Consider the following 12,280-nt stretch of genomic DNA (forward strand, 5'->3'; position numbering starts at 1 on the left):
ACTGTGGTAGCGGGAAAGGGCGCGCCAGTGATCTTGAGCGGGGAGAAATGACAGCCATGCCGGCACGAAAGCTGCTCGCACTTGCTGCCGCCCTTCTCATCGGGCTTGCCGCGCTTCCGGCCAAGGCCGACGAGCGCGCCTATATCAATCTCCTCATCCAGTATTACGCCGATTACTACGATGTGCCCGCCGACCTCGTCCACCGCGTGGTCATCCGGGAATCGACCTATAATCCGCGAGCCCGGAACGGGCCCTATTGGGGGCTGATGCAGATCCTGCCCGAAACGGCGCGCACCATGGGCTTCAAGGGCAAGCCCGAGGACCTGCTCGATGCGGAAACCAACCTCATCTACGCAGTCAAATATCTGCGCGGCGCCTATATCGTGGCCGGGGGCAATCACGATGCCGCCGTCCGGCACTATGCGCGCGGCTATTATTACGCCGCCCGCGACAGGGGCTTGCTCGAAGAAACGGGGCTTCGCCCCGGCCCCCTCTCGCCGGCGGCACCCACCCCGCCCACGGCTGTTGCGGCAGTCGAGACGCCCCCTGCGCCTCCCGCCCCCATCCCCCAGTTCGACGCGCCCGTGGTCGTGGCGCTCGGTTTTTTGCCCCCGCAACGTCCTGAAACTCTTGCCGTGCGCACCGGGACCAGCCCCGCGCTCGAGGCGATCGATGCGGCGGATGGAAGTGCGTCAGCGCCACCCCGGCAGAGCGCGGGAAACAATCTGGGGGCCTCCATCCTCACCGCCTCGGCCTACAGAAACGCCAATCCCGGACTGGAACTCAGGCCCGCCGTTGACATGTTCGAGGGCACGTTTTCCATGCTCGATGCCATTTCAAAGGCCCAAAACGGGGCCGATTTGCCGTAACGGTCCGCGCTTAGGGGTGACCCGAGAGCAGCTTTTGTGGTAGGCTTTTGCATCAATTGCGGCCGAGGTCCCAAGCGGGGGGTGCGCATGCGGGATGGATTGAATTGATTGCGTACCAGCCGTGAAGCCATTTGAAACCTCAAGGATTGCCGCGCTCGTTCTCGCGCTCGGGCTTTTCGCCCAGCCTGCGGTGGCGTTCGAGCTGTTCGGCATCAATTTTTTCGGCGGGGACAGCAGCGAGGACGCCGAAGCGATCATCGCCGATCCCCGCACCTATGAACTGACGCTGGAAACCGGCGCCGATGCGGCGCTCGATGAGGCGTTGCGCGCCGCATCGAGCCTGTGGACCGCCCGCGAACAGCCCGCTTCGGGCGCTCCGGGCCTTCTGGCGCGGGCGCGGGGCGATTATGCGCGGCTGCTCGCAGCGCTTTACAACCACGGCTATTATGGGGGGGCGATCTCCATCCGCGTCGATGGGCGGGAAGCCAATTCCATTCCGCCCGACGCACGGGTGAACGAACCCGCTCTCGTCGCCGTCACCGTCAATCCGGGCCGCCAGTTCCGCTTCGGCAGGCTCGATGTCGTCAATCGCGCGCCTGAGGCCACCGACCGGCGCGATGTGGTCGAGGCGCCCCGGGAGCGCGGTTTTGTCGAGGGAGACGTGGCGCGGGCCACTGTCATTTCGCAGGCCGAGCAGCTTTTCGTCCAGGCCTGGCGGCAGCAGGGACACGCCAAGGCCAGGATCGGGTCGCGCGAGGTCGTCGCCGACCACGCAACGGGTCTGCTCGATGTGCGCATAACGCTCGATCCCGGGCGCTATGCAACGATCGGGCCGGTTGTTGTCGAGGGCGCCGAAAACATGGCCCCCGATTTCGTCGTGCGGCAGACCGGGCTCGTGCCGGGCGCAGAATACGACCCCGACGACATCGCGCTGGCCCGCGAGCGGCTGGCGCGGCTCGATGTGTTCCGGGCGCTTCGGATCGAGGCCGCCGAAACCGTCAGCCCGGATTCGTCGCTCCCCTTCACCGTTTTCGTCCAGGAGCAGGCGTTGCGGCGCTTCGGTGTCGGCGCGACGTTCTCGACCATCGACGGGCTGGGGGTGGAAGGGTTCTGGCTGCACCGCAACCTGTTCGGGCAGGCCGAAAGGCTCAGGCTCGACGCCAGGATTGCCGGGATCGGCTGGCCGGTCGATACCGCCGAGTTCGACTATGCGTTCGGCGGCACGTTCACCAAGCCCGGTATCTTCACCCCCGATACCGATCTGATGACCGCCGTTTCGGTCCAGCGCACGGTGCTGCCGCTCTATACGGAAACCTCGGCTGGCGGAAGGATCGGGCTTAGTCACCTTTTCACCGACCAGATCAGCGCCGAGGGCGGCTTCCAGATCAAGCATTCGCTGTTCGAGAACGACCGGACGTTCGGCGCCAACCGCAATTTCACGACCGTTGGCCTTTACGGCGCGGGAACGTTCGACAATCGCGATTCCCAGCTCGATCCCTCCGAGGGCTTTTATATCGCGGGGACCATCGATCCGGTTTACGAATTTGAATATCGCAACGCCATCGTCCGGGCCACCGCAGAGGCGCGGACCTATTTCGGGTTCGGGGCGGACAACAACGTGATCCTTGCGGGCCGGGTGCGCGCCGGGGCGCTGGCCGGGCCGGCGCTGGGTGAAATTCCGCCCGACATGCTGTTTTTCGCAGGCGGCGGCGGCTCGGTGCGCGGCTATGGCTACCGCTCGATCGGGGTGGACGACGGTACGGGCCGGGTGACCGGCGGGCGCTATCTGCTCGAGGCTTCGATCGAGGCGCGCGCCCGGTTCACGGACGAATGGGGCGCGGTGGCGTTCGTCGATGGCGGTTATGTCGCCGCCGATACCTTCCCCGGCCTCGACCAGTTGCGGCTGGGGGCGGGCGTCGGGGTGCGCTATCATACCGGGCTGGGGCCGATCAGGCTCGATCTCGCCCTGCCGCTCAACAAGCGCGCGGGTGATCCCGACTATGCGCTTTATGTAGGGATAGGACAGGCGTTTTGAGGTCTCTGGCCGCTCTTTGCTGCGCCGGTGCGCTGGCGCTGGCTCCGGTTGCCGCCCCGGCGCAGGAGGCCGAGGAAAGCCTCCTCGATACGCTGGCGCGCGCGGCAACGCTCGATGCCGAGGCGCAGCGCTCGGGCCTTGTCTCGTTCGTCGAGAACCAGATTTCCTCGCCCGACCGGCAGATAAGGCTCACCAATATCGAGGGGGCGCTGTCCTCGGAAGCCTCGATCGGCCAGATCACCATTTCCGATACCGAGGGCATCTGGCTGATCATCGAGAACGCCGCGATCAACTGGAACCAGGGCGCGCTGCTGTTCGGGCGCCTCGAGGTGCGCTCGCTTTCCGCCGATTCCATCACCTACGTTCGCAATCCCGTTTCCACCGAGGAACCGGGCATGCCCTCGCCAGAAGCAGGCGGGTTCTCCGTACCCGAATTTCCCGTCGCGATCGTTCTTGAAAGCCTTTCCGTACCCCGCGTCCGGTTCGGCGAGGAGGTTTTCGGGCTCGGTTCGGAAATCTCGGTGTCCGGATCGATGACCCTCGAAGGCGGCGCCATCGACGCCGAGTTCGATATCGAACGGCTGGACGGTCCGGGCGGCACGCTTGCCCTCGATCTCGCCTACGCCAATGAAACCCGCGAAATCGATCTCGACCTGCAACTGATCGAGCCGGAGAACGGAATTCTCGCCAACCTTCTCAATATCGAGGGTCGCCCCGAGATCGCATTGGGGCTATCGGGCGCAGGCCCCATTGAGGACCTCTCGGTGGCTCTGACTTTCGATGCAGGCAACCAGCGCATTCTCACCGGCGCAGGAACCCTCAACGAGAGCACCCGGGGGCTTGCTATCGATGCAGCGCTCGAAGGACCGGTCGCCGATATCCTTCCCGCTGCCTATGGCGATTTCTTCGGGGCGCAAACCACGCTCGCACTCAACGCGTTATTGCCCGATGCCGGGGGGCTGGATCTGATGCAGCTCAACCTTTCGGGCGGCCAGCTTTCCCTCAACGCCACCGGAGCGACGACTGCCGACTGGTTCTTGCGCCGTCTCGACATCAAGGGCGAGATCGGGATTGCCGATGACGGGCCCGTGACCCTGCCCGTGCCGGGCGCCACGACAAAGATAGATCGGGGGCGGTTCTCGGTAGATTTCGGGGCGGAAGATTCCGAGTACTGGCTGGGCACGCTCGAGGTCCAAGGGCTCGAAACTCCCGATTTCGGCGCGGAGCGCTTCGCTCTTACAGCCAACGGCATCGCCGCCAATCTTGACGATCCTGCCACCCGGCGCATCACCTTCAACGGTGACGGCACCGCTGAAGGCATTGCCGCCCGCTCGCCTGAAATCGCAGATGCGCTGGGTGCGCGCATCGGCTTTGGCGTCGCGGGGCTCTGGGAGGCGGGTGATCCGGTGCAACTGGCGCAATTGCGCCTGGTGGGCCAGGCACTCCTGCTCGAAATGGCGGGCGAGATCGACGGCGGCGTTTTTGAGGGCGATATCGCGCTCGATGCCGATACGCTCGCTCCGTTCTCGGGGCTGGCCGGGCGCGATCTGTCGGGCGCCATTGCCCTCGATGCCGCCGGCACGCTTTCCCCCGCCATCGGGGGGTTCGATCTGACGCTTGACGGGACGGCGCGCGACCTTTCGGTCGGCGAGCCGGTCGCCGACAGCCTGATCGGCGGCGAGGCGCAGCTTTCGGGCCGCATCGCGCGGACTGAGGCGGGCATCGTGGCGGAGAACTTTGCGCTGACGACCTCCGAGGTCTCGCTCACCGCCGACGGAACGTTCTCCAGCAACGCGGCCGATTTCGGGTTCGATATCGTTCTGGCCGACCTTGCCGCGCTTTCGCCCGACGCGACCGGAGAACTGACCGTTTCGGGAACGGCTGCGGGGGAAGAGGGCGTCCTTGACCTGGTGCTTACGGCAACCGTGCCGCAGGGCGAGTTGGCCGACCGTGCGCTGCGCGACGCCCGGATCGGGTTTACCGGCATCAACCGCGAGACCGGCCTTGTCGGTGAGGTCGAAGGCACCGCGTTCCTCGAAGGGCATCGGATTTCGCTCCATTCGGGCATCGACGCCAATGCCGAGCGCCTGGTCCTCTCGGATATCGCCTTCTCTGCGCCCGGCACGGACCTCTCGGGCAATCTCAACCGCCTCGCCTCGGGGCTCTTGGAGGGCCGGATAGCGCTCAACGCCCCCAATATCGAGACCGCCGCCGCGCTGGCGCTGGTCGAGGCGCGGGGAGCGGCAACCGCCAATATCAGGCTGACGCGCGGCGACGGCACGCAATCGGCCTTCGTCAGCGCCAATCTCGACAACATCGTTTTCGGCGACATTGCGCTCCGCTCGGGCCGCATCGAGGGCGCGGTGGTCAATCTCTTCGATGTGCCCACCATCGACGGCACCGTCGAAGCGTCGGGTGCGTCGGCGGGCGGGCTCGACATCGAAACCCTGCAATTGACCGCCAACGCCACGGGCCGCAACACGCAATTTTCCGGCTCCGCGCGGCTCGCCAACCAGACCGATGCGACCCTTTCCGGTTCGCTCGCGCCGATAACCGACGGCTACCGCATCGCGCTCGAGAATTTCTCTCTGGCGCAAGGCGAGCTTTCGGCGCGGTTGAGCGCGCCGGCAACGCTTACCGTTGCCAATGACACGGTCCAGTTCTCAGGCGTCGATCTGGCCATAGGATCGGGCCGCATCAGTGCCACCGGCAGCGCGGGCGAAACCCTCGACATCGCGCTCGAAGTCACCGCTCTCCCCCTCAACATCGCCAACACCGTCGTTCCCGGCCTTGGCCTCGCCGGCACGCTCGATGGTACAGCCCGGATTTCGGGGACCCCGAGCGATCCGCGCGCCACATTCGCGATCGAGGGGGGCGGGCTTGGCGCGGCGGCGATAAACGAATTGGGGATCGCACCCTTGAGCGTTTCGTCCGAGGGCAGCTTTGCCGACAACCGGGTAACGCTCACCAATGCGCGCGCGACGGGGTCGCAGGGGTTGAGCGCCACGGCGCAGGGCGTCATTCCCCTTGCGGGTAACGGCCTCGATATCGCCATCGACGGGTCGATCCCGCTTTCGCTCGCCAACCGTTTCATCGCCGACAGCGGTGCGCAAGTGATCGGCACGGCCAGTCTCGACGCGCGCGTGACCGGCCGGATCGACGATCCACGATTTTCCGGCAGCGTATCGGTGGCGGGCGCGGAATATATCGACCCCGCGCTGGCCTTGAGGCTGCAGGATATCAACGCCAGCGCCACGCTTTCGGCAAGCGCGGTGACCATTAATTCCGCTTCGGCGAGGCTGGTGACCGGCGGCGTGGTCTCGGCGTCCGGCACCATCGGCCTTGACGCCAATCTGACGTCCAATGTCGCGATCACGCTCGACAATGCGCGCTATGCCGACGGCAATCTGTTGGTCGCAACGCTCAACGGGGGTCTCAATTTTACCGGGCCGCTCACCGCGGGGGGGCTGCTTTCGGGCAATATCGCCATCCAACGGGCCGATATCACCATCCCCGAAGGGTTCGGGCCCGACAGCACACTGGTCGCGGTGGAACACCGCAATGCGCCAGGTGAGGTTGCAGCGACGCTGGCCCGCGCCCGCGCCGATGAGCGGGCCCAGGGCAATGCGGCTGCGCCCGCCCCCATCAGGCTCGATGTCGCCATATCGGCGCCCAACCAGATTTTCCTGCGCGGGCGCGGGCTCGATGCGGAGGTGGGCGGAAGCCTCAGGATCACCGGAAACCTCGCCGCCATCGAGCCGGTCGGCGGGTTCGAACTGATCCGGGGGCGGCTCGCCATTCTCGGCCAGCGCATCGATTTCGAGAGCGGCACGGTGACCCTGATCGGGGACCTCGATCCCTTTATCGATCTCGTTGCACGGACCGAGGGGGAAGGGATCACGGTCTTCGTCACGGTAACCGGCCGCGCCTCGGCGCCCCAGATTTCCTTTTCCTCGCAGCCTATGCTGCCCGAGGACGAGGTGCTGGCGCAGCTCCTGTTCAATCGCAGCGTGGGCGATCTGTCACCGCTCCAGCTTGCCCAACTCGCCGCCGCGGCGGCCGAATTTGCCGGCGGCGGGGGAAACAATTCGCTGCTCGACAGCTTGCGGCAGGCCACCGGCCTTGACGATCTCGACATCGTGACCGATGCCGAAGGCAATGCCGGGGTGCGCGCCGGACGCTATCTCAGCGACGAGCTTTATTTGGGGGTCGAAGCGGGCGCGGGCGGGCAGAGCCGGGTGACGATCGACCTTGAAATCACCGATTCCCTGCGCGCCCGGGGCGCAACCGGGACGGATGGCGATTCCTCGGTGGGCATTTTCTACGAGCAGGACTACTGACCCCGCAGGGAACCTTGGCGTCGGCCAGCGCTTATCCCCCCATGTGAACAACAAGGGACAAAAGCAACATGTTTCGTGCAGGCCTGCTCTGGCTGATCGGCATCCCGATCCCCATCATCATTCTGCTCTGGATCTTCTTTTTCTGATCCGGACGCTCCTCTGAACGCCCGTTAGAGCTTCAACAGCCTGCGGGCGTTTTCCTTGAGGATGAGCGGGCGCACCTCGTCCTTGATCTCGATGTTCTCGAAATCGGCAAGCCAGCGGTCCGGGGTTATGGCGGGCCAGTCCGAGCCGAACAGCATCTTGTGCTTGAGGAGCGAATTGGCGTAGCGCACGAGGATGGGCGGGAAATATTTCGGCGACCAGCCGGACATGTCGATATAGACGTTGGGCTTGTGGGTGGCGACCGAAAGCGCCTCGTCCTGCCAGGGAAAGGACGGGTGGGCGAGGATGATCGGCATGTCGGGGAAATCGACCGCAACGTCATCGAGATGAAGGGGGTTGGAGTATTTGAGCTTCATGCCCATCCCCCCTCGCATGCCCGCCCCCACCCCCGTCTGGCCGGTGTGGAAAAGGGTGATCGCGCCTTCCTCGGCGATGGCTTCGTAAAGCGGATAGGCGGCGCGGTCATTGGGATAGAACCCCTGCATGGTGGGGTGGAACTTGAAGCCCTTCACCCCGAATTCGCGCACCAGCCGCCGCGCCTCGCGCGCACCGAGCCTGCCCTTGGCGGGATCGATCGAGGCAAAGGAGATCATGATATCGGCGTTTTGCGCCGCGATCTCGGCAACCTCCTCGTTGCGGTAACGCCTGAAGCCGGTCTCGCGCTCGGCGTCGACCGGAAAGATCACGCAGCCGATCCGGCGTTCGCGGTAATAATCCGCCGTCTGCTGCACCGAAGGCAGCATGCCCTCGGCGCCGCCCGGGTTCTTGAAATATTTCGCCATCGCCGCCTGGAAGGCGTCATACCCGTCATCGCGCGTCCCGCAACAGGGCTCCTCGGCGTGGGTGTGGATGTCGATGGCGATGAGCTCGTCAATATTCATGGGGGATTCCTGAACGTCCGGAAGGTTTAGCCAAGGCCGAGAAATTTGCGCAGGAGCACGTTCAACTGCTCGACCTCGGTCTTTGAAAGAGGCGCACCGATGCGCTCCTCAAAGGCAAAGAACCGCGTCTCAGCCCTTTTCATCTGGGTTTCCGCCCCCGTCGAAAGGGTCAATTCGACCGCGCGGCGATCATCTTCCGGGATGCGGCGGGTGACCAGCCCCCGGTCTTCGAGCGAGCGCACGAGCTTGGTCATGTGCGCGCGCTTGATCATCAGTTTTTGTCCCAGCACGCTCTGGCGGATACCGGGATTGTGCCAGATGACCCACAATACGGTGAATTCGCCAGGCTTGAAGTCGGCTTCGGCGTTTTCCTCGAAAAACCGGGCCTGGGTCCTGAGCTGGGCGAGGCGCAAGAGGAATCCCAGCGCGCCCTCGAGCCTGCCAAGATCAACGTCTGCGGGGGAGCGGGCGGCCATGGATGGATCGGCCTCAGGCCGAGCCGGGCGCCTTGAGGCGGGGCGCGCGTTTTTCAAGAAAGGCGTTGAGCCGTTCCTCGGCCTCGGGGCTGGTCGCGGTGAACGATGCGATGAAGGATTCGACGAACAGTCCGTCCTCCTTTGCCATGTCCTGAATACGCGGCAGGGCGTTGATGATCGCGTAGTTGGAGATCTCGGCATTGCCCGCCGCTGTCTGGGCGAGCGCCATGGCCTTGTCCAGCGCCGTGCCCTTTGGGGCGACATATTGCACGATGTTCCAGCGCTCGGCCTCCTCGGCCGAGGCGACGCGCCCGGTCAGCATCAGGTCGGTCATCCGCGCAACGCCCACGAGCCGGGCGATACGCACCGAACCGCCACCGCCCACGAAAATACCGCGCTGGCCCTCGGGAAGCGCGAAAAAGGCCGTCTCGTCGGCAACCCGGATATGGGTGGAGGCGGCAAGCTCGAACCCGCCGCCGACCACCGCGCCGTGCAGCGCGGAAATCCAGGGGATCGTGCCGTGCTCGATGCCCGAAAACACCCCATGCCAGCGCCGCGAGCCGTGCACGCCCTCGATGGGCGATTTCTTGACGTGCTCGGCAAGATCGAGCCCGGCGCAGAAATGGTCGCCATGCCCAAACAACACGGCGGCCTTGGCCTCGCTCTGCGCTTTGGCGACGGCAAGGCCGATTTCCTCGACGAAACGGTCGCTGATCGCGTTGCGCTTTTGCGGTCGGTTCAGTCCCACAAGGGCCACGTCCCCCTTGCGCTCGTAAGTGACGAATTCGGCTGAACTGGCGCCCGCCATGTCGTAATCTCCTCAACGCTGGTTTTTGATCGTTTACATGTAGATTGTTTCCTTGTAAACGAATTTCGGGATGTGGACAGGGAGGTGATCGTGACGCCCAGGCCTTTGCGTGATGTCAAAATCTGGTCGCCCGTCGTGCGGTGGGAAAATCGCCCCAACGGGGAGATCATCGTCTGGCGCGAGGATCCGCTTGGCCCCTATCCCGACAAGATCAACGAGCGGCTGCTCCACTGGGCCGAGGTCGCGCCCGACCGGGTGTGGATGGCCGACCGGAACGATACCGGCCCATGGCGCAAGGTCACCTACGCCGAAGCGCTGCGCCATGTCCGCGCCATCGGCCAGTTCCTGCTCGATCACGGCCTGTCGCTGGAAAAGCCGCTCATCATCCTTTCGGAAAATTCGATCGAGCACGCGCTGATGGCGCTGGGCGCCCAGCATGTGGGCATCCCCTCGGCTGCGCTGGCGCCCGCCTACGCCACGGTTTCGACCGATTACTCAAAACTGCGCGACATCGCCGGCCAGATCACGCCCGGCATGGTGTTTGCCGATGACGGCGCGGTGTTCCGCCAGCCTGTCGATGCCGGGTTCGGCCCCGGGATGGCGTTTGCGACCGCACGGAACGTGCCCGGGGACCGGGCCAACGTCTTTGATTTCGAGCATATCCTTGCAACCGAACCCACTGCCGAGGTCGACCGCGCGTTCGATGCGACCGGGCCCGACACGATCGCAAAATTCCTCTTTACCTCCGGCACGACCGGCTCGCCCAAGGCGGTGATCCAGACCCAGCGCATGCTGTGCTCCAATCAGGAAATGATCGTGGACTGCTATTCCTATTTCCGCGAGGAACCGCCGGTCGTCGTCGACTGGGCGCCGTGGAACCATACGGCCAGCGGCAACAAGGTCTTCAACCTCACGATCTATAATGGCGGCAGCTACTATATCGACCGGGGCAAGCCGACCCCGGCCCTGTTCGGGCAGACCATCGCCAATCTAAAGGACGTCTCGCCGACCTGGGCCTTCAACGTGCCGGCCGGCTTTGAAATGCTGGTCAACGCCATGCGCGAGGACGAGGATTTGCGCACCTCCTTTTTCCGCAACCTCAAGCTGATGATGTATGCCGGGGCAGGGCTTGCCCAGCACACTTGGGACGCACTGATCGACTTGTCCGAACAGGCGACCGGCCACCGCATCCTGATGACCACCGGGCTCGGCTCCACCGAAACCGCCCCCTTTTCGCTCTATTGCACCGACCCGCAGGACCGCCCGGGCAATGTGGGCATTCCCGCGCAAGGGGTCACCGTCAAGCTCGTGCCCGTCGAGGGCAAATACGAGCTCCGGCTCAAGGGCCCCAACATCACCCCCGGCTACTGGCGCAACGAAAAGCTCACCGCCGAGGCGTTCGATGAGGAAGGGTTTTACCGTATCGGAGACGCGGTGAAATTTGCCGTCGATGGCGACCCCTCCAAGGGGTTTTACTTCGATGGCCGCACCGCGGAAAATTTCAAGCTCCGGACCGGCACATGGGTTGCGGTGGGCGATCTCAGGGCAAGAATCGTCAACCAGTTCAGCGGGCTGATCCGCGATGCGGTGATCACCGGGGAGAACGAAGCCGAGCTCGGCGCGCTGCTCGTCCCGGCCATCCCTGCGCTGAGGGCCCTGCTCCCCGAGGGGCAGAGGCTGCCTGAAGCCGAACTCTACGCCCACCCGGCGGTGCGCGCCGCCCTTGCCGAAAAGCTCGCCGCCCATCAGGCCCAGGCCACCGGCTCCGCCTCGCGCATCAAGCGGGTGATGATCCTTGCCGAACCCTTGCGGTTTGAGAAGGGTGAAGTGACCGACAAAGGGTCCATCAACCAGCGCGCGGTTCTCCGCAACCACAACGATCTGGTGCGGGCGCTTTATGCGGGCGATCCGCGCGCCATCACGGCCCCAAAAAGGAGCTGAACCATGAAGATAAAGGGCGCTGGCGCACTGGTGACGGGGGGCGGATCGGGCCTTGGTGAAGCCACCGCTAGGCTGCTCGCCGAGCGCGGCGCCGTCGTCCACGTGTTTGATCGCAACGCCGAGGCCGCCAGCCGCGTCGCCACAGATATCGGCGGCGTTGCCGTTTCGGGAGACGTGACGAGCGAAATAGAAGCCGCAGCGGCGCTCGATGCTGCAAACACGGCGGGAGACGGACTGCGCATCCTCGTCAATTGCGCGGGCATCGGCACGGCGGGCCGCATCCTTGGGCGCGAAGGCCCGATGGCGCTGGCCGATTTCGAGACCGTTATCCGCGTCAATCTCATCGGCACCTTCAACATGATGCGGCTGGCCGCCGAGCGCATGGCGGCGCTCGATGAGCGCGAGGACAAGGCGCGCGGGGTGATCGTCAACACCGCCTCGGTCGCCGCTTTCGAGGGGCAGATCGGGCAGGCCGCCTATTCGGCCTCCAAGGGCGGCATCGTCTCGATGGCCCTGCCGGCAGCGCGCGAATTCTCCCGCTTCGGGATCAGGGTCAACACCATCGCGCCGGGCATCTTCCTCACCCCCCTGCTCCACACCCTGCCCGCCGAAGCACAAGAAAGCCTTGCCGCCGCCATTCCCTACCCCTCCCGGCTCGGCGATCCGGCCGAATTTGCCGATGCGGTCCGCTTTGCCATCGAGAACCAGTACCTCAACGGCGAGGTGATCCGGCTCGACGGCGCTATCCGTATGCAGCCCAAATAA

General features: G+C 64.9%; 8 protein-coding genes. 5 read left to right on the plus strand and 3 right to left on the minus strand.

What is annotated here, in order from left to right; all coding sequences use genetic code 11:
- The first annotated feature begins 56 nt into the window (after nucleotides 1-56).
- The 3 genes from DQG18_RS16705 to DQG18_RS00150 all read left to right on the plus strand — a co-directional run bounded on the left by DQG18_RS16705 (nucleotide 57) and on the right by DQG18_RS00150 (nucleotide 7,244).
- Entirely contained in the window at nucleotides 57-869 is an 813-nt protein-coding gene (locus tag DQG18_RS16705; RefSeq protein ID WP_425454197.1) for a transglycosylase SLT domain-containing protein, read from the plus strand.
- Nucleotides 870-990: 121 nt separating this feature from the next.
- Entirely contained in the window at nucleotides 991-2,904 is a 1,914-nt protein-coding gene (locus DQG18_RS00145; RefSeq protein ID WP_245958322.1) for an autotransporter assembly complex protein TamA, read from the plus strand.
- Nucleotides 2,901-7,244 carry a translocation/assembly module TamB domain-containing protein gene (locus tag DQG18_RS00150; RefSeq protein ID WP_116652210.1) on the plus strand — a complete coding sequence of 1,448 codons (4,344 nt, stop codon included), beginning with the start codon at nucleotides 2,901-2,903 and terminating at the stop codon, nucleotides 7,242-7,244. The genes DQG18_RS00145 and DQG18_RS00150 overlap by 4 nt, the downstream gene beginning before the upstream one ends.
- Nucleotides 7,245-7,414: 170 nt before the next feature.
- Here the strand turns inward: DQG18_RS00150 and DQG18_RS00155 are convergent, their stop codons facing one another.
- The 3 genes from DQG18_RS00155 to DQG18_RS00165 are packed head-to-tail and all read right to left on the minus strand — an operon-like array spanning nucleotide 7,415 to nucleotide 9,574.
- Nucleotides 7,415-8,290 (minus strand): amidohydrolase family protein, encoded by an 876-nt coding sequence (locus tag DQG18_RS00155; RefSeq protein WP_116652211.1) that lies wholly within the window; start codon nucleotides 8,288-8,290, stop codon nucleotides 7,415-7,417.
- A gap of 26 nt (nucleotides 8,291-8,316) precedes the next feature.
- Nucleotides 8,317-8,766, minus strand: a complete 450-nt coding sequence (locus DQG18_RS00160; protein WP_116652212.1) for a MarR family winged helix-turn-helix transcriptional regulator — start codon at nucleotides 8,764-8,766, stop codon at nucleotides 8,317-8,319.
- A 13-nt stretch (nucleotides 8,767-8,779) separates the two neighbouring features.
- A complete protein-coding gene (locus DQG18_RS00165) occupies nucleotides 8,780-9,574 on the minus strand; it encodes a crotonase/enoyl-CoA hydratase family protein (protein WP_116652213.1) in 795 nt (264 codons plus the stop codon).
- Between the two features lie 90 nt (nucleotides 9,575-9,664).
- On the opposite strand from DQG18_RS00165, the gene DQG18_RS00170 reads away from it, so the two are divergent.
- Together DQG18_RS00170 and DQG18_RS00175 are read left to right on the plus strand one after the other, a co-directional pair.
- On the plus strand, nucleotides 9,665-11,515 hold the full coding sequence (locus DQG18_RS00170) for a feruloyl-CoA synthase (RefSeq protein ID WP_116652754.1): 1,851 nt from the start codon (nucleotides 9,665-9,667) through the stop codon (nucleotides 11,513-11,515).
- Between the two features lie 3 nt (nucleotides 11,516-11,518).
- Nucleotides 11,519-12,280: an SDR family NAD(P)-dependent oxidoreductase gene (locus DQG18_RS00175; protein ID WP_116652214.1), complete on the plus strand. Its 762-nt coding sequence runs from the start codon at nucleotides 11,519-11,521 to the stop codon at nucleotides 12,278-12,280.

It is taken from the genome of Pelagibacterium sediminicola, from assembly GCF_003390885.1.
In the GTDB taxonomy this organism is placed as follows: Bacteria; Pseudomonadota; Alphaproteobacteria; order Rhizobiales; family Devosiaceae; genus Pelagibacterium; species Pelagibacterium sediminicola.

Excerpts from the sequence above, each read along its gene's own strand:
- DQG18_RS00155 (WP_116652211.1), bottom strand. The coding sequence starts at position 8,290 with ATGAATATTGACGAGCTCATCGCCATCGACATCCACACCCACGCCGAG.
- DQG18_RS00160 (WP_116652212.1), bottom strand. The coding sequence starts at position 8,766 with ATGGCCGCCCGCTCCCCCGCAGACGTTGATCTTGGCAGGCTCGAGGGC.
- DQG18_RS16705 (WP_425454197.1), top strand. The coding sequence starts at position 57 with ATGCCGGCACGAAAGCTGCTCGCACTTGCTGCCGCCCTTCTCATCGGG.
- DQG18_RS00165 (WP_116652213.1), bottom strand. The coding sequence starts at position 9,574 with ATGGCGGGCGCCAGTTCAGCCGAATTCGTCACTTACGAGCGCAAGGGG.
- DQG18_RS00175 (WP_116652214.1), top strand. The coding sequence starts at position 11,519 with ATGAAGATAAAGGGCGCTGGCGCACTGGTGACGGGGGGCGGATCGGGC.